The following is a 24,298-nucleotide window of genomic DNA, read 5'->3' as shown; positions in this document are numbered from 1 at the left end:
ATGGAATCTTCTTCAGTTTCTGCTGGTGCACCGCCCGTGGTGCATCCGGCTAACGTTACCCTTAATCCTCTGCAATTGCTCTGGCTGCAGGAGAGCGGTATTGATCGCCTATGGGGCCGTGCGCTGACCGTGTCGGCACCGACAGAACCTGCGCGCGCAGCACATAACAAACACACTCATGCTGCAGAGGCTGCAGCGGCAGCAGAATCGGCTCATGGAAATGAAGGTAATGAAGGGGCGCGTTCTGCGCCCTCCATTGCGGCGAGGCCAGTAGCGTCGGCCCTGCCATCGCCGGCAGCAAAAGACACTGCGCCGGATGCGGCTACAGTAAGCCGCAATGACGCTTCACCTGCCCGCCAGGCCCTGGCGAAGTTGCGCGAACAAATGCAGCGGCAACGCCGACCTGCCGGACGCGTAGCTGCGGATACGCGGCGTACGACAGACGAGGGCACCGGTGCTGCAACCGCTGAGAATAGTGCCGCCGCTATCTCTGATCCCATGCCCGAGGCCGTTGGCCCTGCGTCTCAAGGCAGTCAACCAGCAGATACACTGGCGCTGCGCGATGGGCCGGTTCAGTGGCCGGCACTGGCGGAGACCATTCGACAGTGCAGGCGTTGCGGCCTGTCCGAGCATGCCCGCCAGGCCGTACCCGGCACCGGGAATGCAACAGCACGCCTGATGATTATTGACCAGGCGCCAGGCGCACAGGATGAAATCAGCGGTGAACCCCTTAGTGGACAGGCGGGTCAGTTGCTGGACAATATGCTTGCTGCCATTGGTCTTTCCCGTGATGCGACATTTATTACCGATGTAGTCAAGTGTCGGCCGATGGTGAGCCGGCCTGCCGAGCCGCATGAGATTGCGGCCTGCTCCGACTACCTGCAACAGCAGATTGCCATGGTGCAGCCTTCATGTCTCCTGTTGTTCGGTAATGCGGCCCAGTCGGTACTGGGCACGACGCAATCGGTGGGACAACTGCGTGAGACGCATGATCTGCAACTTACCGTGCAGGGCAGGACGATTCCGGTAGTGGTGACATTTCATCCGAATCATCTGATGGCCAACCAGGCCGCTAAACCACTGGCGTGGGTCGATCTCAAACGCCTGCGCAAGCTGTTGCAGCAGGCAGACGCCTGAGTATCGTTGAGTGACGCTGTGTGCCGCCGGTTTCGTTGAGTGCCGCTGAGATTCGGAAAACCGGCAGGTTTCAGTGAGTAAAGGGATGCCCCGGCACAGGGGGACCTTGCCGGTCAGGTTCAATTGCCGGGTTGCTTTTGCGCTAAGCCAATGAATGAGTAGCCGGCTTAATGGCCGGTCTGCGCCCGACCGTGTCCGTCTTCACCGATTTCGGCAAAGGTTGCCGGATAGCGTCGCTGGTTGCGATAGCACCAGACAATTACCAGCGCCATGAGTAGGGCAACAATGACGCCAAAAATGATAATGATGGTATTGATGTGCAGGTTCATTTCCAGCATGAACCAATAGGCGGCCACCATGAACAGGATGTTCAGCTGTTCGTTGAAATTCTGTACGGCAATAGAGTGCCCGGCCGACAATAGAACGTGTCCGCGGTGCTGCAGCAGTGCGTTAAGCGGCACAACGAAAAAGCCGGAAAGCCCGCCAACCAGAATCAGGGTGAAATACACTGCCCAGGTTTCCTTGACAATGGTCATCAGCATGACCGAAAAACCCATGACCACACCGATAGGCAGCACATGCAGGGCGCGTGTTAGCGGAACCTTGCCGGCCAGAACCGAGCCGATAATGGTACCGATGGCCGCGACGCCCATCAGGTTGGCTGACTGGGCAATACTGAGTTCCAGGTGATCCTTTCCCCACTGCAACACAATTAATTGCAGCGTGGCACCAGCACCCCAGAAAAGGGTGGTAACGGCCAGCGAGATTTGTCCCACTTTGTCCTGCCACAGAATGCGTACATAATTGGCAAAGACGCTGACCAGTTTCACCGGGTTGGATTCCTGTTTCGGATAAACAAAGTGCGTGTTGGGGATCAGCAAATTACAGATGGCCGCCATAATATAAATGAAGCCAATAACCACCACGGCTGCTTCTGCCGGCGTTTTTGCCAGCACTGACATCCAGGGCAGGGAGAGCAGGAAATCAGAGAGCGGTGGCTCGATCAGTTTGCCGCCCAGCACGACCCCGAAAATGATCGACAGCACCGTCAGCCCTTCAATCCAGCTATTTCCCTTGACCAGATCCCGCGGCGGCAGCAATTCAGTCACAATCCCGTATTTCGCTGGCGAATAGGCGGCAGCGCCAATGCCGACCAGCGCATAGGAAAAACAGACGATGTAGGCGTGCAGACTTTTGTCGGACGGCGCCAGCAAAGCGAAGCCGAACATGAGCAGGCAGCCGGAAATTTTGATGGCATTGGTGCAGAACATGACGCGACCCTTGGGGAAAGAGTCGGCGATGGCGCCAACGAAGGCGGCCAGGATGACGTAGGCAAACGCAAAAAACCATTTCATGGCCGGCGTCATCCAGTCTGGTCCGGACAGTTCAGCGATAAGGGCGATAGCAGCAATAAAAAGCGCATTGTCGGCCAGGGACGACAGCGCCTGTGCCAACATGACGAGAAAGAAACCTTTTTTCAAACTGAATATCCCGTTTTAACTTGATATTGCTTACCTGAATCCGGTGCCTGCACCAGACGATAAAGTAACCAGATGTCGTGCTTATGAAATGATGCTGACGGGCAGACCAGACAGGCGCCCGGTTTTCCATCGTGCGTAATCGCAACATAATATCAGGTTCAGTGGTGTTTCGTTACCCATTATCCCTACCCATTGATGAATTAGATTGAAACAGAAGCAGGTACAAGGTCAATTGCAAATAGCAGCAACAGGACTTGCCAGTCGGGCCGTGCAGCTGCCTGAATAATTTATAACCAGGCAGAAGCAAGCCCGATGCCTATCCGGGGCGCAGCGAAGAGCGGACGGGTGATCGCGCTGGCGCGGCAGGGCTGGTGTCGCCGCGAGCTGGCCGCTGCGGGAACGCGGGCAGGAAGACAACGGATGGTCGACGCAATTATTGCCATGATGACTTTTGTTTACGATCTAACCGGGTCGCCTGGGTTATTATACGGGGATGGAGCCTGACTGTAGTGCCGGACCCGCATCCGGTGTTACCTTATGGGCATTTTTTTACTTTGTATTGTTCTCCCAAGTGCGTCTCACCCAACTTAAACTAGCCGGATTCAAGTCATTTGTTGATCCTACGGTCATCCCGGTGCCCAGCCAGATGGTGGGCGTTGTCGGCCCCAACGGCTGCGGCAAATCCAATATTATCGATGCCGTACGCTGGGTGCTGGGGGAAACGCGTGCCTCCGAACTGCGTGGCGAATCCATGCAGGATGTGATCTTCAACGGTTCGGGAAACCGAAAGCCCGCAGCACGGGCATCGGTGGAACTGGTTTTCGACAACAGCGACGGTCGCGCCGTCGGGCAGTGGAGCACATACGGAGAAATCGCCGTCAGACGGGTATTGACCCGTGATGGCACGAGTAGCTATTACGTTAACAACCAGCAGGTTCGCCGCAAGGATATTCACGATATTTTCCTGGGCACCGGTCTGGGCGCAAGAGGATACGCCATCATTGGGCAGGGCATGATCAATCGCCTGATCGAGGCCAAGCCGGAAGAGCTGCGCGTCTATCTGGAAGAGGCGGCCGGCGTGTCCCGATACAAGGAACGCCGCCGGGAAACCGAAAATCGTCTGAGCGATACCCGTGAGAACCTGACACGCGTTGAAGACATCATGCGCGAGCTCGAATCGCAGCTTACCCGTCTGGAAGCCCAGGCCGAAGTGGCGCGCAAGTACCGTGACCTGCAGAACGACGGCGAGAAAAAGCAACATGTGCTGTGGCTGATCCGCGAAGAAAATGCCCGTGCCGACCAGGAGAAAAAAGCACAGGAGATCGAAAAGGCGCAGACCGAACTGGAAGCGTCACTCGCAGAGTTGCGGGCTTCGGAAAGCGAAGTGGAAAAACGCCGGCAGGCCCATTATCAGGCCAGCGACGCCGTTCATGCTGCCCAGGCAGCCATGTACGAGGCCAACACCACGGTTAGCCGTCTGGAAACGGAAATCCGCCATGTGGTGGATGCCCGTAACCGACTGCAGGCACGCAAGGCGACGCTCAATACCCAGATGCAGGAGTGGCAGGATCAGCTCACGCATTGCACCGAACAGATTGCCGAGCTTGAAGAAGAGCTGGCCGCGGCTGGTGAGCGTGCCGCCATGGTGCAGGATGAACTGGAATCGCGTCAGGCCGACATGCCCGATGTAGAAGAAAAGGTACGCAGTGCGTCGGCAAGCCGCGAAGCCATGCGATCCGAACTGGCGCGCGTGGAGCAGAAGCTGGCGCTGACTGCCCAGACGCAGCGTGATGCTGACCGCCAGTTGCAGCAGCTGGAACAGCGTCGTGAACGGCTGCAGCGCGAGCTGGGCGAGATCCAGCGTCCTGATGCGGGTCGTCTTGAACAACTGACGGGTGATCGCAACGCGGCCGAAGCGCAACTGGAAGAAGTGCAGGCGACGCTGCAGGACATGGAAGAGCGTTTGCCACAGCTGGATGAGGCACGTCGCAACGCACAAAACAATTCGCACAAGGAAACGCAGGATGTGGCCAGGCTGGAAGCCCGGCTCAGCGCGCTGAGCGCCCTGCAGGAAGATGTACAGAAGAAGGGGGCGCTTGAACCCTGGCTGCAAAAACATGATCTGGCCGGTTTTGGTCGCCTCTGGCAGCAGATACACATTGAACCGGGCTGGGAAGCCGCACTCGAATCGGTCCTGCGTGAGCGTTTAACCGCGTTGCCATTGCGTGACCTGGATATGGCGCGTGCGTTTACAGACGATCCGCCGCCATCGCGACTGGCGTTCTATCAGAAGCCGACAGCCGAGGCGCTGCCGGCTGCGCTGCCAGGCCATACGCCGCTGCTGTCGCTGATACGCTGCAACGATCCCGATCTCAAAAGCCTGCTGGGACGCTGGCTGCAAGGCGTCTACACGGCCTCATCGCTCACTGAAGCGCTGGGACAGCGACAATCACTGCCTATTGGTGTGCAATTGGTGGTGCGCGAAGGGCATATGACCGATGCGCATGGCCTGTGTTTTTACGCCGCCGACTCCGAGCAATCCGGCATGCTGGCCCGCCAGCAGGAGATTGATAATCTTAAGCGCGAAATCAAGGCGCGCCAGCTGATTGCCGATCAGGCCGTTACCCAGCTGGCGCGCAGCGAAGCCGCCTGGACCGCGTTGTCACAATCGATGACGCCCGCACGTCAGCGCCTGTCGGAGCTCACTCGCCGGGTACATGATCTGCAGATGGAGCATTCCAGGCTGCACGCGCAAATGCAACAAAGCGAGGAGCGCAACGCACGCATTAACGAAGATCTGGCTGATATCCGTGTGCAGCAGGAAGAGTTGCTGGCACAGAAGGAAGAGTCCGAGGCCGGATTTGAAGCGCTGGACAATGAGCTGGCCACACTGCAGGAAGCCTATGCTGAAGCGGAAATGGCCGGCGAGACGCTGGCCGAAACCGCCGAAGCGGCACGCCAGCAACTGCGGGAGCTGGAGCGCAATGTACAGGAAGCCGGCTTTACCCAGCGCGGCCTCACATCGCGAATTGCAGACCTGACCCGCAACCGGGACCTGGCCGGCAACCAGATCAATCAGGCTGGCAACGAACTGGAAAACCTGGAAGCCGAACTGTTCGATTTCGACGAGTCAGCAACCCAGGCCGGCTTGCAGGATGCACTGGAAACCCGTGTGATCCGTGAGGAAGCGCTGGCGGCTGCCCGGCTGGAACTGGATAATCTGGCTGCCACACTGCGTGGCGCGGATGAAACGCGGATGCGCACTGAACAGTCGCTGGAACCGCGCCGTGCCCATATTATGCAGTTGCAGCTCGATGAGCAGGCCGCCCGGCTCGCGGTAGAGCAGTTTTCCGAGCAACTGGACGAACACGAGGTGGATCGCCAGGCACTTAAGCTTGAAATGAACGATTTGCCCGACGACTGGTCCAAAGTGACCTGGCTGCATGCCGAGGTGCAAAAAATATCCCGGCAGATCGAGGCGCTGGGGTCAGTTAACCTGGCGGCGCTGGACGAACTGAACGAATCGCGCGAGCGCAAGGGGTTTCTGGATGCGCAACATGCGGATCTGAGCGAAGCCATCGAGACGCTGGAAGATGCGATCCGTCGCATTGACCGGGAAACACGTGATCTTCTGCAGGAAACCTTTAATCAGGTGAACACGCATTTTGGTGATTTGTTCCCTAAACTGTTCGGCGGTGGCGAGGCGCGGTTGTCCATGACCGGCGAAGAAATCCTGGATGCCGGCGTGCAGGTGATGGCACAGCCTCCGGGTAAACGCAACAGCACGATTCATCTGCTGTCGGGCGGTGAAAAAGCCCTGACGGCGACAGCGCTGGTGTTTGCGTTGTTCAAACTGAATCCGGCACCATTTTGTCTGCTGGACGAGGTGGATGCGCCGCTGGATGATGCCAATACTGAAAGGTATGCGAATCTGGTCAATAGCATGAGCGATCAGACGCAGTTTTTATTTATTTCTCACAATAAAATAGCCATGCAGATGGCGAAGCAGTTAATCGGTGTTACGATGCAAGAACAAGGGGTTTCCCGAATTGTTGCTGTGGATATCGAGTCCGCCGTACAGCTTGTTGGCGAAGCGTAAACAAAAGGGTCAATCACACAATGAGTAATTTGCAACTGGCTTTAATTGCGATCGGAATCGTACTGATTCTGCTGGTGCTGCTGTTCAATTGGTGGCAGGACCAGCGCGTGCGCAGGCAAATGCACGAGCAGTTCAGTATGGGCGACGAGCATGAAAATGATGTTCTGCTCAAGGATCGCAAACCAGTCGCGCCGGTACAGCGGGCGCCGGCCGACCGGCAGGATCCGGTCTTTGCCAGCGAGCCCGACGAGCCGGTCGTGGCAGCACCTGCCTCCACAGCTCAAACGGCCCATGTTGCCCAGGAAATGGACGATCAGCACGACGAAGAGGCCGTAGACGAAATGACCGAAGGGGTCATCGAATTGCATTTCGCCGAACCGGTCAGCGGCGCAGATTTGCATCGCTATACCCGAAATACGGTATACGCCGGCTCCAAGCCGTTGCGTTTTTTTGCTGAAACCGATGGCGGTTTGCATCGTGCTCAATTGCGTGCCGACGAGCAATACGTGTCATTGCAAATGGCCGTGCTGCTGGCTAACCGTGCCGGTGCACTGGGCGAAATCGAATGGTCGCAGGCCTGGGCCAAGGCCGATGAAATTGCGCATGAATTTGATGCCAGCGTAGAAAGCCCGGATGTGCCGGCCTTGTTGCGCCGTGCCGGCAAGCTGGATCAGGTATGCGCCAATCTGGATACCCAGGTAGGGCTGGCCGTGCAACTGGCACAACCCCATCCTGTTCGCAGCGTGATTGATGTTGCCCGTGCCAAGGGCTTTACTGAATACCGCAATGGCCTGGCCTGGATGAATCATGATGGCCTGCCTCGCTTTGTTCTGTTGCTGGCGGGTGAGCACGCAGACGATCCTGCCAATGCCGGTGTCAACCGCGTCGATCTGTTGCTGGACGTTCCCTGCAGTCCGCCCGACGACACACCGTTTGCCCGGATGATGGCTGTTGCCCGTGATCTGGCCCTGTCTCTTGACGGCCAGTTGATCGACGATTCAGGGCGTCCGGTCATGGAAGGTTCCGAACACGCGATTGATGAACAGATTCGCGGTATTTACGATGAACTGGAGCAGCAGGGTCTGCAGGCCGGTTCACCACGCGCCTTGCGGGTCTTCTCCTAAAGGCAAGAACCATGACGCAGGGCAAAGAACAACAGCTGCAGGATGAACTGCAGCGCTTGCGTGCGCAGATCAATGCACACAATCACGCGTATCACGTTCTGGATGCGCCAACCATCAGCGATAGTGAATTTGACGGCCTGATGCAGCGCTTGCTGGCGATCGAGGCCGAGCACCCCGAATGGGTCAATGCCGATTCGCCTTCGCAGCGCGTGGGCAGCGCACCATTGCCTTTCTTTGAAAGTGTCCGCCATGCCGTGCCCATGTTATCGCTGGGTAACGCCTTCAGCAGTGAAGAAGTGATGGCTTTTGATAAGCGCGTTTGTGATGCGCTGCGCGCTGCGGATCTGCTTGGTCCGGCAGAAAAGGTGGAATATAACTGCGAAGTCAAAATGGACGGGCTGGCGATCAGTATCCGCTACGAAGACGGTCGCTTGGTGCGTGCCGCAACGCGTGGTGATGGACTGAGCGGCGAGGATGTGACGGCCAATATCCGCACCCTGCGTTCCGTTCCGCTCACGCTCTCTCCGGGCTTTCCTGAGGTTCTGGAGGTGCGCGGTGAAGTGCTCATGAATCGCAGCGACTTTGAAAAACTCAATAAACAGCAGGCTGCAGCCGGGGACAAGACCTTCGTCAACCCGCGCAATGCGGCGGCAGGCAGTTTGCGCCAGCTGGATCCGCGCCTGACCGCTAAACGGCCACTGCGCTTTTTTGCCTATGGCTGGGGGCAGTTGGACGGCCTCACTGCGCCTTTGCCTGATACCCATTCGGGCATGCTTGACTGGCTATCGTCTCTGGGTTTGTCTGTGGGTAAGTACCGCAAGCGCGTGACCGGGCCCGAACAGCTGCTTGCTTATTATGAAGAAATTGGCCAGTCGCGGCCAAGCCTGCCGTTTGATATTGATGGTGTGGTTTACAAGGTTAACTCTCTGAAGGCACAGACCGAACTTGGCTTTGTCTCGCGTGCACCCAGGTTTGCACTGGCCCACAAATTTGCTGCCGAAGAGGCGACCACTTTGCTGGTGGATATCGAAGTGCAGGTGGGACGCACCGGCGCACTGACGCCGGTGGCCAGGCTGCAACCTGTGTTTGTTGGCGGTGTAACGGTAACCAATGCGACGTTGCACAACGAAGATGAGATCCGCCGCAAGGATGTGCGAATTGGCGATACTGTGGTGGTACGGCGCGCCGGTGATGTGATTCCGGAAGTGTTGCGCCCGGTGCTGGAAATGCGCCCGGCCGATGCCAGACAATTTGTCATGGTGACGCAGTGCCCGGTTTGCGGCTCTGCCGTGGAGCGCCTGCCGGACGAGGCGGCAACCCGCTGCACCGGTGGCCTTTTTTGTGCTGCCCAGCGCAAGCAAAGCCTGCTGCATGCCGCAGGACGCAAGGCCCTGGATATCGAAGGCCTGGGCGAAAAACTCATCGATCAGCTGGTCGACCTCGATTGGGTTCGTTCGATCGCTGACTTGTATGCGTTATCGGTGGAAAAGGTGATGGGGCTGGAGCGCATGGGGCGCAAATCGGCAGAAAACCTGATCGCCGCCATAGAAAAAAGTAAACACATGGAGCTGTCGCGCATTATTTATGCGCTGGGCATTCGCCATGTGGGCGAAACAACCGCGAGAGATCTGGCGCGTTACTTTGGCTCGCTGGATGCCCTGATTGCCGCCGATGAAGCGGCATTCCTTCAGGTGAGCGATGTCGGGCCGGTGGTTGCGGAATCGCTGCGGGCCTTTTTTGCGGAACCCCATAACATTGCAGTGCTTGATGCCCTGCGGACTGCCGGCGTGACCGTCAAATTGCCCGAATCCGTCAAAAGCACGGTCCTGCAGGGCAAGACGTTTGTGCTGACCGGGACATTGCCCACACTCACCCGTGACGAAGCCGGCAAGCTGATCATGGAAGCCGGCGGCAAGGTGAGCGGCAGTGTCTCCAAAAAGACCAGTTATGTGGTTGCCGGTGAAGAGGCCGGCAGTAAATTGGAAAAAGCCCGTGAACTGTCCGTACCGGTACTGGACGAAGCCGGTCTGCTGACTCTGCTCGGGCAGTAAATAGGGCGGTTTATCGGTTTATGTACGCAGCACGGCGATGCCGTCGTGCTAATGCGCTCCTGGTGGCCATCCGCAGCGACGCGAAACCACCGCGTTCCATAAGGCGTCCTTATTTTCATACCAGTTCAGTACTGCACACAATAAAAATCCCCCATCTGCCCGTTACCGGGACCAATGGGGGATTTTTGTTAGCAGCAGGGTAAAGCCGGATAACGCATCCGGCTTATTCCACCTTACTGCTTAGGTGCTTCAGTTGCGGGCGCGGCAGCAGGCTGTTCAGCAGGTTTGTCTGCTGCGCCTTCTGCTGGCGTTTTCTCGATCTTGGCTTCGTCACGCAGTTTTTTCATCTGCTCTTGCAGTGACTGCTGGCTCAGCATCTGGCTGATTTGTGGTTTGGCTTCTTCCAGGGTAGGTACTTTGACCGGACGTGAGTCGGTTACCTGAATGATGTGCCAGCCAAACTGACTTTTAACGGGTTTATCCAGCAACTGGCCTTTTTTGGCTGCTTTGACCGCTTCGGCAAATTCAGGTACGTAGTTCTCGGCGGGAGCCCATCCGAGATCGCCACCGTTTTTGCCACTACCAGGGTCGATGGAGTTTTTCTTGGCGGCATCAGCGAAGCTGATTTTTTTAGCCTTGATATCTTTCAGCAGCTTGTTGGCCGCGGTTTCGTCTTTGACCAGGATGTGTTTGACCTGATATTCCTGTTCACCGGCAGACTGAGCCTTGAAGTCGTCGTAGGCTTTTTTGATTGCTTCGTCACTGACGGGGTGAGTCTTGGCCCAGTCACGCATCATGGAGCCGATCATGATTTCCTGACGGGCATTTTCGATAGCGAACTGTACCTCAGGGTTTTTGTCTACGCCCTGTTTTTCAGCTTCCTGGGACAGGACGGCACTATTGATCAGTTGTTCTGTGATTTGTTCGCGCAGCGCGGGGCTGTCTGTCGCACCACGGGCAACGAGCGTTTTCACTGCCGTATCTACCTGATCGCTGGTAATGGCTTTACCATTGACAGTGGCCACGTTCTGGGCCAGAGCCGGGACTGTCATGGCGCAAGTTACAGCAAGTAAAATAAATCGTTTCATAGTGTTCCTCTTGGTTAAGAAATCGGTTGAGTCTGAATGGACAGAGCATGAATGGGGTAGGGGATCAGATCTCCCAGGGCGTCATAGACCAGACGCTGGCTGGCAACCCGGGATAATCCATTAAAGCGGGCCGAGCGGATGCTCAGGCGATAATGGCCCGCACCATTGCTGGCGCCTGCGTGTCCCTTGTGCAGATGGGATTCGTCTTCGATATCCAGTACCTGCGGCTCCAGCGAGGCCAGGCGCTCACGAATCAGTGCAATACGGTCCTGATTAGTCATTGGATTTCTCCGGTAGCGCAACCGGTCCGGAAGTGGCGGGAACGTCCTGCATATGACGCCCAAGCCAGACCGACTGGCCAATTGCAAAAATAACCAGCAGAATCGTCATGCCGAAGGCCTTGAAGGTGACCCATTGGTCCTGCGTGAAGTAGCCGGAAAAGGCCACCACTAAATTGAGCGCGCCTGCAAACAGGAAAAAGCCAGCCCAGCTGTCGGATAACCGATCCCAGATGCGGTCGGGCAGCGTCATTTGCGTGGCCAGCATTTTGCGCAAGACGTTTTTGTTCATCAGCAAACGTGCGCCCAGCAGAATCACGGCGAACATCCAGTACAGCACAGTGGGCTTCCATTTGACGAAGGTATCGTTGTGGAAATAAATGGTGGCACCACCAAATACCACGATGATGATTACGTTCATCCAGTTGGTGGCTTCTATCGGGCGGCCGCGCAGTTTCAGCCACAGAATTTGCAGCACGCTGCTGGCGATAGCCACCCAGGTGGCGACGTAAATGTCGGCAACCTTGAAAGCGACGAAAAAAAGGACCAGTGGGAAAAAATCGAACAGGAGCTTTTTCATTCTGCAGGGTCAAAGCGAAGGGACAGCGAATTGATGCAATAGCGCAGGCCGGTAGGCGGAGGGCCATCGGGAAAGACGTGGCCAAGATGAGCGTCGCACACGTTGCATAGCACTTCGGTGCGGACCATGCCGTGCGAGGTATCTGTTTCTTCACGGACATTCTGTGGATTGAGCGGCTCGAAATAGCTGGGCCAGCCACAGCCGGCGTCGAATTTCGTATCTGACGCAAACAGGGGGGTACCGCAGGCAACGCAGGTATAAATGCCGGGCTGAAAATGGTCCCAGTATTCGCCGGTGAAGGCACGCTCTGTACCTTTTTGCCGTGTGACCTGATAGCTTTCCGGAGAAAGCAGCTCACGCCATTGCTGTTCGGACTTGATGACTTTCAAAGGTGGCCTTTACATCAAAAACGGTGGCGGCTGTTGCCATAATCCGCCATACCGGGTTTCTTAAATGCCTGCAGCCTGCCGGCCACATGCTCTTAGTCTGCTCAAAATGCCTTGTGCCGTGTGTTCAAAAAAGCGGGCGGTAACAGTCTATTTTAAATTAAATTGGGGCTTCATTCCTGAATTACCAGGACAAAACTGTATGATTACGCGTTTAAGTGTGACATATTATTGTCCACGGATGCTGACTATAGCGTGCAACAGAAAACTTTATAGACAGCTGTAATTAAGCGAAATCATAATATTTGAGAGACGAATCATGAAAAAGTTCCTGCCTTGCCTGCTTGGTGCTGTGCTTGCTGCCAGTGCTCATTCGGTCTATGCCGAGGATCAGACTGTTAATGTGGGCGTTGTGGTATCGGCTACCGGCCCTGCTGCCTCGCTGGGGATTGCCGAGCGCAACACGGTTGCGCTGCTGCCGCGCCAGATTGGCGAGACCAAGGTCAACTATACCATTCTTGATGATGCGACCGACGCTACGCAGGCGGTACGCAATATGCGCAAGCTGATCAGCGAGAATAATGCAGATGTAATTATCGGAACGACCGCGACGCCGGGCTCTCTGGCCATGGTCGATGTCGCGGCAGAGAAGAAAATTCCCATGATCAGTCTGGCCGCCAGCGCCGGGATTGTGGAGCCGGTAGAGGGGGCGCGCACCTGGTCGTTCAAAACACCTCAAAATGATGTGCTGATGGCGGCTGCCCTGGTGCACGCAATGGAAAAAGCCGGCATCAGCAAGCTCGGGTTCATCGGGTTCTCCGATGCCTATGGCCAGAACTGGCTCAAGGAAACCAAAAATGCACTGCAGGGCAAGAAAATTGAGATTGTGGCAACGGAAAGCTACGCCCGCCCTGATACCAGTGTGACCGGCCAGGTGCTCAAACTGCTGGCCGCCAAACCGGATGCCATTCTGATTGCCGGGTCGGGCACGGCTGCTGCACTGCCGCAGCGCGAGCTGAAACAGCGCGGCTTCAAGGGACAAATTTATCAGACACACGGGGCCGGCAATGGCGAGTTCCTGAAAATGTGCGGTAACGCCTGCGAAGGGCTTATTTTGCCGGCCGGCCCGATCCTGGTGGCGGATCAGTTGCCAGCTGACAATCCCATGCGCGCTACCGGTCTGGACTATACACAGAAATATGAGGCGCAATATGGCAAAGGTTCAGTCAGCGGGTTTGGCGGGCACATGAACGATGCCGGCGCGCTGGTTGCTGCGGCCATACCCAAGGCGCTGGCCGGTGGTGCCAAGCCAGGTACCGACGGTTTTCGTCAGGCCTTGCGTGATGCACTGGAAAACAGCAAGGACGTGGTTGGCGTGCACGGCGTATTTAATATGTCCGCCAAGGATCATTCAGGCCTGGACGATCGCGCCCGGGTGTTGCTCCGCGTCAAGAACGGTCATTGGGAATTTGCCCAGGACCTGAACTAAGTCCATAGGTACGACAGGGAAAACAACGGAAAGACAATGGATTGGTCAATCGCAAAGATTTTGATGCAGGACGGGTTGGTGACAGGCGTCATTTATGCATTACTGGCTGTATCGCTGGTACTGGTATTTGCTGTCACCCGCATTATTCTCATTGTGCAGGGGGAGTTCGTGACCTATGGGGCGCTGACTTTCGCCGTCCTGGCCGATGATCAGATTCCGGGAACCCGCTGGCTCCTTGTGATTGCCGGTTTATTGGTGTTTGTACGTGAACTGTGGCTGGTGTACCGGGGTAAGCCTGCGGTTACGCTGGTCCGCTCGGCCTTGTTTTGTCTGGTCTTGCCCGTTGCCGTATTCCTTGCGGTACCCGCTATTCTGGGGACGGCGCCTTCCCTCTGGGTCAAGGCATTAATGACTCTGTTCCTGGTTGTCCCGCTAGGTCCCATGCTTTACAAACTGGCCTATGAATCCATGGCCGATAGTTCGGTACTGGCGCTCTTTGTGATTTCCATTGCTGTGCACTTTGCGTTTGTTGGCATGGGTCTGGCATTTTTCGGCGCAGAAGGGCGTCTGGTTGCACAACCCTTTTTTGACGGGCAGCTTGATTTGTTCGGCCTGACCTGGACATATCAAAGCCTGTTCGTGATTGCAATGACAGCTGTGATTATCGCTGCACTCTGGCTGTTCTTCGGCTATACGTTGTATGGCAAGGCATTGCGGGCCACGGCGGTGAACCGGCGCGGTGCGCGACTGGTTGGCATCAGCACCGATATGTCCGGCTTTCTGACCTTTTTGCTCTCGTCCATTGTAGGGGTGCTATCGGGCATCATGATCGTGTCGTTTATATCGATTACCTACGAGACCGGTTTTATGATTGGTCTCAAGGGTTTTGTGGGCGCCATCATTGGCGGCCTGATGAGCTACCCGATAGCCGCCGTGGGTGCGCTGGTGGTGGGCATCATTGAATCGTTTTCGACCTTCTGGGCAAGTGAGTACAAGGAAGTGATTGTTTTTGCATTAATCATACCGGTCTTGCTGATTCTGTCCGTGACCAGCCGTCACGACGAAGAGGAGTAAGCCATGAAAAAATGGTCTGTACCGGTATTTATTTTGTTGCTGGCATTGCTGCCGGTTGTGCCGGGCGTTCCGGAGTTCTGGATCAATCAGCTCAATGCGATTGGTATTGCCAGTCTGGTAGTGATCGGACTGGTTGTGCTCACCGGCGTAGGCGGACTGACTTCGTTTGGTCAGGCAACCTTTGTTGGTATTGGTGCCTACGCGACCGCCTGGTTGTCTGCAACCATGGACGGCTCTCCCTGGCTGGGATTGGTGTTGGGTATTGCACTCACATTGCTGCTGGCGTTTATGCTGGCGCAGATTACGCTGCGTCTGTCGGGCCACTATCTGTCGCTGGCCACAATTGCTGTCTGTCTGATTTTCTATTACCTGTACGGAAACATGCCTTTTCTTGGCAGGCATGATGGCATTCCGGGCATTCCACCGATCTCGCTGTTTGGCTATTCATTGCTGCAGGCCCAGAGTATTTATTATCTGATCTGGCTGGCCGTGCTGCTGGCGGCATGGACGGCAATCAACCTGCTGGATTCTCGCACCGGCCGTGCAATACGGGCATTGAAAAACGGTGAAAAAATGGCCGCTTCTTTCGGCGTGCATACTTTTCATTACAAGGTCATTGCCTTCGTGTACGCAGCGGTCCTGGCCGGACTGGCCGGCTGGTTATATGCGCATGAGCAACGGGCGGTCAGCCCCAGTACCTTTGGCATCAATTACGGGATTGAATATCTGTTTATGATGGTCGTGGGGAGCGTCTCTTCGGTCTGGGGCGGTATTTTCGGCGCAGCCGTGATCCTCATCCTGAAAGACCAGATTCAGGATATTGCACCGCGTCTGTTGGACACCTCTACCAACTTCGAGCTGATTGTTTTCGGGGTGCTGGTGGTGCTGGTTCTGCATCATGCGCGCGAAGGCCTGTGGCCTATCGTCTCCCGGATTTTTTCCGGCCGTCGCGATGACCGGCAGGTGGCAGGAGGCACGGCAACGCAATGGTGGAATCAGGCGGCGGCATTGGCCAAAGCCGACAGGCCGCAAGCCGGCCGCCCGCTGCTGCAGGTACAGCAGTTGCGCAAGGAGTTTGGCGGGCTGGTGGCGGTGAATGATATTTCCTTTAGTGTGGCTGCCGGCCAGATAGTGGGTTTGATCGGACCGAACGGGGCCGGCAAAAGCACTACCTTCAATTTGATTACCGGTGTTTTGCCATTGACGCGCGGTTCGATTATTTATTGTGATAAACCGCTGCAGGCAGTAAGCGCAGAAGATATCGCCCGCCTGGGCATCGCCCGTACTTTTCAACATACCCAGTTGTTACCGCAGATGAGTGTGCTGGAGAACGTGGCGCTGGGGGCGCATCTGCGTCGTTCCGCCGGCGCGATCCGCAGTATCTTGCGGCTGGATCGACACGATGAGGCGGCGTTGCTGCGTGAAGCGGCTGTGCAGCTGGAGCGGGTGGGGCTGGGCGATTGCATGTTCGAGCTGGCAGGCAATCTGTCGCTGGGCAAACAGCGGATCGTGGAAGTGGCCAGGGCGCTGGCGCTTGATCCGGCCCTGCTGTTGCTGGACGAACCCGCAGCCGGCCTGCGTTATATGGAGAAGCAGGAACTGGCTGCCGTGCTGTCCGGATTGCGTGACGAAGGCATGAGCATTTTGCTGGTAGAGCATGATATGGACTTTGTGATGAAGCTCACCAGCCATTTGGTGGTCATGGACTTCGGTACAAAAATTGCCGAAGGCACGCCGGCGCAGATTCAGCAAAACGATAAAGTGCTGCAGGCCTATCTGGGTGGGATCGACGATGATGTCATCATAGATGAAACTGCAGCCAACGCAGGTGAAAATATTGAGGTGCGCGCATGAGCCGGCTATTGGAAGCACAACATATCAACGCCCAGTACGGCAAGGTGCTTGCGGTGAATGACGTATCGCTGGTGATGGACCAGGGGCAGGTCGTGACAGTGATTGGCGCTAACGGTGCGGGCAAGTCTACGTTGCTCAATACGCTGATGGGTGCCTTGCCGGTTTCCGGACGCTCCCAGGGACAGATTTTTTATCGAGGCGAGGACATCAGTCGCATGCCTGTGGAAGAGCGCGTGGCGGCAGGCCTGTGCCTGGTGCCGGAGAAGCGTGAACTGTTTACCAGCATGTCGGTGCAGGACAATCTGCTGCTTGGCGGGTTTCGTCAGTATCGGCAGCGGGTTGCGGGGTGGCGCGATACGCTGGATCAGGTTTATCAGCTGTTTCCGCGCCTGCTGGAGCGCCGCGATCAGCGCGCCGGGACCTTATCCGGTGGCGAGCGGCAAATGCTGGCGGTGGGGCGGGCAATGATGTCCAGGCCTACATTGCTCATGCTCGATGAGCCCAGTCTGGGGCTGGCGCCGCGTGTGGTGCAGGAGGTGTTTCGCATTATCCTGCGGTTGCGCGAAACCGGTGTGTCGATCCTGCTGGTGGAACAGAATGCGCGTGCCGCATTGCAAGCCTCTGATTATGGTTATGTGCTGGAAATGGGCGAGATCGCCATGGAAGGCTCATCGCAACAACTGCGCTCGGACCCCAAGGTAGCACAAAGTTATCTGGGACTGGGGCACGGCCAGGGCCGCCCGGCGCAGGGCTGATACTCCTCGCCAGGCCAGCGTCTTGTATTCGCTTTTTTTCGACGAATACAAGGCGCTGTTTTTATTGGAGGACACCTGGCACACCATGTGCGGCAGGTGTTCAGGCTATTTCGGTGATGTTGCTATTTGTCGTTTTTGCGGCTTTCTTTGCAGCAGCTATCTTAGTAGCTGCTTTTTTTGTAGCTGCTTTTTTTGTCGCCGTTTTTGTTAGCGCGGCTTTTGCTAGCGCGGCTTTTTTGGCGCCCCCGGCAGTACCCGTTTTCTTCGCTGGCTTGCGGGCCGTATTCGTCCCCAGATTTTTTTCTTTGTACTCGCACAGATCTTCAATGCCGCATTGCGTGCATTTGGGCGTACGTGCAACGCAGATATACCTTCCATGCAGAATCAGCCAGTGATGTGCGTCCAGTAAATATTCCTTTGGCACAAAACGCATCAGCTTGTCTTCCACTTCCCTTACGTTCTTACCCGGGGCCAGACCGGTTCGATTGGAGACGCGAAAAATATGCGTATCGACGGCCATGGCGGCCTGGCCGAACGCCGTGTTCAACACCACATTAGCTGTTTTCCGACCGACACCGGGTAGCGCTTCCAGCGCTTCGCGATTATCCGGCACGATGCCCTGGTATTGTTCCTGCAAAATCGCACAGGTGGCCAGTGCATTTTTCGCCTTGGTTTTGTATAGGCCGATAGTGCGGATTTTTTCGGTAAAGGTTTCCAGGCCCATATCCAGAATATCCTGCGCGGTTTTACAGGTATCGAAAATATGGCGTGTAGCCAGATTGACCGATTTGTCGGTTGCCTGCGCCGATAGCAAAACAGCGATCAGCAACTGGAACGTATTTTCATATTCGAGTTCAGTTGTGGGATTGGCATTGGCGGCAGCCAGTCTTTCGAAAATGAGTTTGCGTTTTGCTGCATTCATGACGTACTACCCGATGGATTATTTGTTTTGCGACGTGCGCGTGCCCGTTGCAGTGCAAGTGCAATGGCTGCTTTTTTTGCGTCTTCGGCAGTGGGGGCGTTCGTGGTCGTCTGCGGTGATGCAGCCTGAGTTGACGTTGCCATCTCGCTGGCTAGCTGTGCTTCGTCGCTCTGCAGGCCTGTATTGGCCAACTGGCTGGTGCGCGCAGCCGCGGCGCTGGCGCGGCGCATCCGGTCTTCTTTTTCCTGGGCGTTCCGTTGCAGACGCAGGGCGCGCTGTTCGTGGCGTGTCCGGGCGGCATTGGCGTCGTCCGGTGTCCATGGGCGTTGTGCGTCCTCCATGCTGATACAGTCTACCGGACAGGGCGCAATGCACAGTTCGCAGCCCGAACATAAATCGGGAATGATCGTGTGCATGAATTTGTTGGCGCCCATGATGGCATCCACGGGACAGGCCTGGATGCACAGGGTACAGCCTATGCAATGGCTTTCGTCGATTACCGCCACAAGCAGGGGGCCGGGCTGGCCACAGGATTCATCCAGCGGCAAAACCGGCGTATCCAGCACGGCAGCGAGCTTTTCAATGCCGGCATCGCCCCCGGGCGGGCAGCGATTAATCAGCGTGGTGCCCGCCGCCAGGGCCTGGGCGTAGGGGCGGCAGCCGTCAAAGCCGCATTGGGTGCATTGCGTCTGAGGTAATACCGCGTCGATGCGGTCAATTAGGAGGGCGTGAGTCATAGAGGGCAATAAGAAAAGGACGTGGCCAGAGCCACGTCCCTCTCATTGTACCGAAAATGGCAGCGCCATTTGCTTTCAGGCAGCAGCAGCGGCCTGACTGGCTGTTTTTTCTTCTGTTTCGGTAATAAACGCTTCGACCACGGGGAAGATCTGTTTTCTCCATTTGGAGCCGGAGAAAATACCGTAGTGACCACAGCCTTTGGCCAGAAAGTGTTTTCTGTCCACTTTCTTGAGGCCGGAACACAGTTTCTGTGCAGCTTCGGTCTGACCGTAGCCGGTGATGTCGTCGTTTTCACCTTCAATGGTGAGCAGGCGGCTGCTGGTGATGTCCTGGGGTTTGACCAGGTCATCGTGTACTTTCCATTCGCCCTTGGGTAGCAGGTGATCCTGGAATACGACGCGGATGGTGTCAAGGTAATATTCTGCGGGCAGATCCAGCACGGCATTGTATTCGTCGTAAAACCGGCGGTGATGTTCGGCTTCGGATAACTGGTCGGACATGAGGTTCATGTAGAAGTCGTAATGGGCTTCCATATGCTTGTCCGGGTTCATGGCAACAAAACCGGCATGTTGCAGAAAACCGGGATAAACCTTGCGGCCGGCACCAGGGTAGCGGCCGGGTACCACGTGAATCAGCTTGTTCTCGAACCATGAGAACGGATTGGAGTCTGCCAGGCTATTGACCTGTGTAGGCGACAGGCGGGTATCGATCGGACCGCCCATCATGATCATGGATTTGGGGATGTAGTCCTGTTCGCCGGCAGAGGCCATGAGCGAGACGGCGGCCAGCACCGGTACGGTCGGCTGACAGACGGACATGATATGCAGGTCGGGGCCGACAACGTGGATGAACTCGCGGATATAGTCTACGTAGTCGTCCAGGTGAAACGGGCCCTTGCTAAGCGGCACCATGCGGGCATCCACCCAGTCTGTGATGTACACATCGAAACTGGTCAGCATGGTTTTGACCGTGTCGCGCAACAGGGTGGCATGGTGTCCCGACAGCGGGGCCACCATCAGCACTTTGGGATCGCCGCCCGGGTTTTTGCTGTGTTCGCGCTCGAAGTGAATCAGATTGCAGAAGGGCTTGGCCCGGGTGGTGGTGATGGTGATATTGCTTTTCTTACCGCCGACCATAACTGTGTCAATATTCCATTCGGGCTTTTCATACTCTTTGCCCAGGCGATGGAACAGCTCAAAGCCAGCGGCAATGTTTTTTGACAGGGGGAGGTAGGTATAGGGGCTGAAGGGGTTGGTGAAGAGGCTGGAGCCGAGATGGGTGAACGAGGCCATTGGCGAGAGCACACTACGGGTTAGCTCATGAAGCTGGTAAAGCATTATCATATTCGGTCCATATCCAACGAAAGTCGGCGTTTTAATGAAAAAATTCTAACATTCACCGCTGGCAAGAATGTGAAAGATATACAAGCATTTGTTAACAATAGCCAAGAAATCGCCAAGAAAGGCTTATTTGTTGCTTTGCAGCAATAAAAGGTTCTGAAATATTACCAAGATTTTTAATGAAATACTATTCTGATATATACGGATGTATCCAGGCTGTGAGGCACAGCCGGGCGATTCATCCGTCATCCTATGCTTACCAGTAATTTTCGACGGCCAGCGATCCGGCAACACCGCGACGTCCCGGGGCGAAACCACGGTCGGCCAGTATTTTGCGGGCATCCGTTACCATTGCCGGGTTGCCGCAAAGCATAACGCGCGCGTGCGCCGGGTCCAGGCTGGCGCCGGCCAGTTGCTCCAGTTCACCTGATTCGATCAGTGTAGTGATACGTGCTTGCGGTTTGCCGGGCAGGGTCTCGCGTGAGGCGAGCGGCAGATATACAAATTGTTGCGCGTTGGCCGCATGGACCTGGGCAAAGCGCGCAATATCGTCCTGGTAGGTGAGTTCATTGGCCTGTCTGACGCCATGCACGAGAATAATGCGTTCAAACTGCCGCCAGGTTTGCGGATCGTTCAGCATAGGCAGGTAGGCTGACAGGCCGGTGCCCGTGGCCAGCATCCATAACTGCCCGCCCTGGGGGAAGCGTTCAATGGTCATGAAACCGAAAGCGGTTTTGTCTATGTAGATGGTATCGCCTACCTTCAGATCATGCAGGCGCGGGCTGAAAAGACCGTCGGGAACCACAATGGAATAGAAGGCCAGTTCGTTGGCTTGCGGCGGTGTGACCATGGAATAGGCACGCCAGATGTCGGGGGCAGGGTCCGCTTGCGGGTCTGTCGGCAGGCCGAGGCGGGCGAACTGGCCGGGAATAAATTCGAATGCCGGATCTCGGGTGGTGACAATCGAAAAGAGCTTTCCGGGAATCCATTCTGTCCGGGCAGTGACGATCTGGCTTGTGTATTTTTCCTGAGTCATACAGCGGGGCGGGCCTTCCTTTAACGTTCGAGATATTGCAGTTTGTCTTCCTTGCCATTCCATTCGTCGGCGTCAGGCAAGGGCTTGACAGACCGGCTGATGGTGGTGAAATCCGCGCTGAGTTCGGCGTTGAGGGCGATAAACTTCATTTGGTCCTGGGGCACATCTTCTTCGGCGAAAATGGCATTGGCAGGGCATTCGGGGATACAGACGGCACAGTCAATGCATTCGTCCGGATCGATAATCAGAAAATTGGGGCCTTCCTTGAAGCAATCCACCGGACAGACATCGACGCAATCGGTGTATTTACATTTGATGCAGTTTTCGGTCACGACGTGAGTCATTACCACTCCAGATTAAATAATTATTTGTCAAATTAGGATTTTACCTAATCTTTAGGGGAATATGCTCAAAACCCTATAGCTGTGATATGGTTATGAAAACACCTATGACGTTATCATGATCATCCAATCCCTACTCGATACAGACCTGTACAAGTTCAGCATGATGCAGGTGGTATTGCATCACTTCCCGGGGGCGCAGGTCGAATACCGGTTCAAATGCCGTTCCAAAGGCATTGACCTGCAGCCGTATATCGAAGAAATTCGCAGCGAAATCCACGGCTTGTGTCAGCTCCGGTTTTCCGAAGACGAGCTGGATTATCTGCGTAATCTGCGCTTTATCAAAGGGGATTTTGTCGAGTTTCTGGGCCTGTTCCATTTACCCGAAAAATGCATTTCCGTGACAGCTGGTCAGGAACCCGGAGAGATCTCGATCGAAGTCAAAGGGTCGTGGCTACACACCATTCTGTTCGAAATACCGGTGCTGGCGATTGTTAACGAGGTGTATTTTCGCAACAAGGCGCCGGACCTGGATTACGAAGAGGGGCGGCGACGTCTTGAAGAAAAAATCCAGCTGATTATCGATGCGCCCGATATGGCCAATTTCAAGGTGGCCGAATATGGCACCCGACGTCGTTTTTCCGGCGAGTGGCATCATGAAGTGGTGCAAACGTTGCAAAAACAGATGGGCGTTAATTTCGCGGGCAGCAGCAACGTGTTAATGGCCAAGCAATACGGTGTGACCCCACTGGGTACCATGGGCCATGAGTATTTGCAGGCGTGTCAGGCATTAGGACCGCGCTTGCGTGATTCGCAGGTGTTTGCACTGGAAAAGTGGGCCATGGAGTACCGGGGCGACCTGGGCATAGCCCTGTCTGATGTCTATGGTACCAATGCCTTCCTGCGTGATTTCGATATGTATTTCTGCAAGCTGTTCGACGGCGCCCGCCATGATTCGGGGGATCCGTTCGAATGGGGCGAGCGCCTGCTGGCGCACTACCGCAACAATCGGGTTGATCCGTCTACCAAGACGCTGGTTTTTTCCGACGGCCTGAGTTTCCCGGTGGCCATGGATATCCATCGACGTTTTAACGGACGCTGCAAAGTGTCTTTCGGGATCGGCACCAACCTGACCAATGATCTGGGTGTCAAGCCGCTGCAGATCGTTATGAAAATGGTGCGCTGTAATGGACAGCCGGTTGCCAAAGTGTCGGATGAACCGGAAAAAACCATGTGTGATGATCCGGCCTACCTGACGTATTTGCGGCATGTGTTTGATCTGCCCGCGGCGTGATTGAAAAACGACATTCTGTTTGTACAGTAATGTCGTTGGCTGTGTGATAATGCTGGCTTTCCATCATGTTCAAACAGGAGTCAGTCATGAGTGATATCAAGCGTACTAACGTGGGCAGCCGCCTTTCCGATATGGCCGTATTCAACGGCGTAGCTTACCTTGCCGGCCAGGTGCCCGATGATGCCACGCTCGATATGGAAGGCCAGACCAAACAGGTGCTCACCACCATCGATGCACTGCTCAAAGAAGCAGGCACCAGCAAGGAACGTTTGCTGATGGTGCAGATTTTCGTTGCGAACATGAAAGAGTTCGATCAAATGAACAAGGCCTGGGACGAGTGGGTTTCAAAAGACAACGCCCCGCCGCGCGCGACGATCGAAGCTCGCCTGGCCAACCCTGACTATAAAGTGGAAATTGTCGCTACAGCAGCGCTGTAAGACCGGAGTCTGTTTGGTCTTTTGTTGCCTTTGTGGCATTAGTCGCTGTTAAAGTTGCCGCTAAAGTCGCCGTTAAAGGCCGCGCTTACACCCATCACCCGTCACCGAAATTGTGGCGGGTGTTTTATTTTTTCCTTTCATTTTCGGCCACTCATTTGTACCGTCCGGCATCGTCCGGCATCGCCTTACAGCAATGCGAACAGGGTGGCCCCGATTTCTCCTGCCTGCTGGCGCTGTGCTTCGCTGAGCGTTTTGGGCGCGAGAATGGCCGCTTCGGTATCACTGCGCATATTCAGGATAATGGCCGGTACCCGCTCATTAAGGCGCCAGCCGCTGCAAATGCGCCGCAACTGGCGCAGTGCACCTTCGCCATCACTGCCGGCAGTAATAATCGCGCTGAAATGACGACCTTCTATGCGGTGCAGCACCGGGTAATACAGGCGGTCAAAGCATTCTTTCATCTGGCCGCTGAGCGAGGCCAGATTTTCCGGCGCACAAAACAGATAGGCACTCGCTGCAAGCATATCGTCGGGCGTTACCTCGCAGGCACGCCTGATGCAGACATCGCCGGGGTCATCCAGCTCCCTGCCAATAGCCAGCGCTGCTTCATATGCCTGCATGGCGGCGGCTTCGGCGGCGCCGGTTCGGGAGTGCCACACAATCAGCAGGGTTTTACCGGTAATTTCATTTGACATAGTTTATGTGTGTCTTCAGGAGTGTCGCTGTGCTCATTAAATTGTCTACCGGATAAACAAATCACGCAAGCCCGCTCCTTTTTTGGCCAGCAGCGTTAA

General features: G+C 55.8%; 20 protein-coding genes and 1 pseudogene. 10 read left to right on the top strand and 11 right to left on the bottom strand.

Annotation, left to right across the window (positions count from 1 at the left end; translation table 11 throughout):
* The gene (locus MIM_RS22165; RefSeq protein ID WP_158318733.1) at nucleotides 1–1,137 is read left to right on the top strand and encodes a uracil-DNA glycosylase family protein; all 1,137 of its coding nucleotides are present in this window, start codon (nucleotides 1–3) and stop codon (nucleotides 1,135–1,137) included.
* A gap of 167 nt (nucleotides 1,138–1,304) precedes the next feature.
* Here the strand turns inward: MIM_RS22165 and lplT are convergent, their stop codons facing one another.
* On the bottom strand, nucleotides 1,305–2,618 hold the full coding sequence (gene lplT / locus MIM_RS12765) for a lysophospholipid transporter LplT (RefSeq protein ID WP_025373150.1): 1,314 nt from the start codon (nucleotides 2,616–2,618) through the stop codon (nucleotides 1,305–1,307).
* Nucleotides 2,619–3,189: 571 nt separating this feature from the next.
* Here lplT and smc point away from each other — a divergent pair.
* The 3 genes from smc to ligA are packed head-to-tail and all read left to right on the top strand — an operon-like array spanning nucleotide 3,190 to nucleotide 9,892.
* Nucleotides 3,190–6,717, top strand: coding sequence for a chromosome segregation protein SMC (gene smc / locus MIM_RS12755; RefSeq protein WP_025373148.1), 3,528 nt, complete (start codon nucleotides 3,190–3,192; stop codon nucleotides 6,715–6,717).
* 20 nt (nucleotides 6,718–6,737) lie between these two features.
* Nucleotides 6,738–7,841, top strand: coding sequence for a cell division protein ZipA C-terminal FtsZ-binding domain-containing protein (locus tag MIM_RS12750; protein ID WP_025373147.1), 1,104 nt, complete (start codon nucleotides 6,738–6,740; stop codon nucleotides 7,839–7,841).
* Nucleotides 7,842–7,852: 11 nt separating this feature from the next.
* A complete protein-coding gene (gene ligA, locus MIM_RS12745) occupies nucleotides 7,853–9,892 on the top strand; it encodes an NAD-dependent DNA ligase LigA (RefSeq protein WP_025373146.1) in 2,040 nt (679 codons plus the stop codon).
* Nucleotides 9,893–10,125: 233 nt separating this feature from the next.
* Here ligA and MIM_RS12740 read toward each other — a convergent pair whose 3' ends face one another.
* From MIM_RS12740 to msrB, 4 genes are read right to left on the bottom strand one after another with little or no spacing between them, the layout of a single operon-like run.
* Entirely contained in the window at nucleotides 10,126–10,980 is an 855-nt protein-coding gene (locus MIM_RS12740; protein ID WP_025373145.1) for a peptidylprolyl isomerase, read from the bottom strand.
* A gap of 14 nt (nucleotides 10,981–10,994) precedes the next feature.
* Entirely contained in the window at nucleotides 10,995–11,261 is a 267-nt protein-coding gene (locus MIM_RS12735; protein ID WP_025373144.1) for a BolA family protein, read from the bottom strand.
* Entirely contained in the window at nucleotides 11,254–11,838 is a 585-nt protein-coding gene (locus MIM_RS12730) for a septation protein A (protein WP_025373143.1), read from the bottom strand. Before MIM_RS12730 ends, MIM_RS12735 begins: the two co-directional genes overlap by 8 nt.
* Nucleotides 11,835–12,227 carry a peptide-methionine (R)-S-oxide reductase MsrB gene (msrB, locus tag MIM_RS12725; protein WP_025373142.1) on the bottom strand — a complete coding sequence of 131 codons (393 nt, stop codon included), beginning with the start codon at nucleotides 12,225–12,227 and terminating at the stop codon, nucleotides 11,835–11,837. The genes MIM_RS12730 and msrB overlap by 4 nt, the downstream gene beginning before the upstream one ends.
* 316 nt (nucleotides 12,228–12,543) lie before the next feature.
* On the opposite strand from msrB, the gene MIM_RS12720 reads away from it, so the two are divergent.
* The 4 genes from MIM_RS12720 to MIM_RS12705 are packed head-to-tail and all read left to right on the top strand — an operon-like array spanning nucleotide 12,544 to nucleotide 17,396.
* Nucleotides 12,544–13,713: an ABC transporter substrate-binding protein gene (locus tag MIM_RS12720; protein ID WP_025373141.1), complete on the top strand. Its 1,170-nt coding sequence runs from the start codon at nucleotides 12,544–12,546 to the stop codon at nucleotides 13,711–13,713.
* 36 nt (nucleotides 13,714–13,749) lie between these two features.
* Nucleotides 13,750–14,787, top strand: coding sequence for a branched-chain amino acid ABC transporter permease (locus tag MIM_RS12715; protein WP_025373140.1), 1,038 nt, complete (start codon nucleotides 13,750–13,752; stop codon nucleotides 14,785–14,787).
* A gap of 3 nt (nucleotides 14,788–14,790) precedes the next feature.
* A complete protein-coding gene (locus tag MIM_RS12710) occupies nucleotides 14,791–16,641 on the top strand; it encodes a branched-chain amino acid ABC transporter ATP-binding protein/permease (protein WP_025373139.1) in 1,851 nt (616 codons plus the stop codon).
* The gene (locus tag MIM_RS12705; RefSeq protein WP_025373138.1) at nucleotides 16,638–17,396 is read left to right on the top strand and encodes an ABC transporter ATP-binding protein; all 759 of its coding nucleotides are present in this window, start codon (nucleotides 16,638–16,640) and stop codon (nucleotides 17,394–17,396) included. Before MIM_RS12710 ends, MIM_RS12705 begins: the two co-directional genes overlap by 4 nt.
* A 298-nt stretch (nucleotides 17,397–17,694) precedes the next feature.
* Here MIM_RS12705 and nth read toward each other — a convergent pair.
* The 5 genes and pseudogenes from nth to fdxA form a co-directional block, all read right to left on the bottom strand.
* Nucleotides 17,695–18,318: pseudogene (gene nth / locus MIM_RS12700) on the bottom strand (endonuclease III); the annotation flags it as partial.
* Entirely contained in the window at nucleotides 18,315–19,055 is a 741-nt protein-coding gene (gene rsxB / locus MIM_RS12695; protein ID WP_025373136.1) for an electron transport complex subunit RsxB, read from the bottom strand. The pseudogene nth and the gene rsxB, both read right to left, overlap by 4 nt.
* Before the next feature lie 75 nt (nucleotides 19,056–19,130).
* The gene (locus MIM_RS12690; RefSeq protein ID WP_025373135.1) at nucleotides 19,131–20,393 is read right to left on the bottom strand and encodes a polyhydroxyalkanoate depolymerase; all 1,263 of its coding nucleotides are present in this window, start codon (nucleotides 20,391–20,393) and stop codon (nucleotides 19,131–19,133) included.
* A 259-nt stretch (nucleotides 20,394–20,652) separates the two neighbouring features.
* A complete protein-coding gene (locus MIM_RS12685; RefSeq protein WP_025373134.1) occupies nucleotides 20,653–21,432 on the bottom strand; it encodes a ferredoxin--NADP reductase in 780 nt (259 codons plus the stop codon).
* 20 nt (nucleotides 21,433–21,452) lie between these two features.
* Nucleotides 21,453–21,776 carry a ferredoxin FdxA gene (gene fdxA / locus MIM_RS12680; protein ID WP_025373133.1) on the bottom strand — a complete coding sequence of 108 codons (324 nt, stop codon included), beginning with the start codon at nucleotides 21,774–21,776 and terminating at the stop codon, nucleotides 21,453–21,455.
* Nucleotides 21,777–21,891: 115 nt separating this feature from the next.
* Here fdxA and pncB point away from each other — a divergent pair, with 115 nt between their 5' ends.
* Both pncB and MIM_RS12670 read left to right on the top strand, forming a co-directional pair.
* Entirely contained in the window at nucleotides 21,892–23,067 is a 1,176-nt protein-coding gene (gene pncB, locus MIM_RS12675; RefSeq protein ID WP_025373132.1) for a nicotinate phosphoribosyltransferase, read from the top strand.
* 86 nt (nucleotides 23,068–23,153) lie between these two features.
* Nucleotides 23,154–23,504 carry a RidA family protein gene (locus tag MIM_RS12670; RefSeq protein ID WP_025373131.1) on the top strand — a complete coding sequence of 117 codons (351 nt, stop codon included), beginning with the start codon at nucleotides 23,154–23,156 and terminating at the stop codon, nucleotides 23,502–23,504.
* Between the two features lie 185 nt (nucleotides 23,505–23,689).
* Here the strand turns inward: MIM_RS12670 and MIM_RS12665 are convergent, their stop codons facing one another.
* Entirely contained in the window at nucleotides 23,690–24,199 is a 510-nt protein-coding gene (locus tag MIM_RS12665; protein ID WP_025373130.1) for a flavodoxin family protein, read from the bottom strand.
* Nucleotides 24,200–24,298: the final 99 nt, after the last annotated feature.

This window comes from Advenella mimigardefordensis DPN7 (assembly GCF_000521505.1).
Classification (GTDB): Bacteria; Pseudomonadota; Gammaproteobacteria; order Burkholderiales; family Burkholderiaceae_B; genus Advenella; species Advenella mimigardefordensis.
This window is presented reverse-complemented; position numbering and strand designations above follow the sequence as displayed.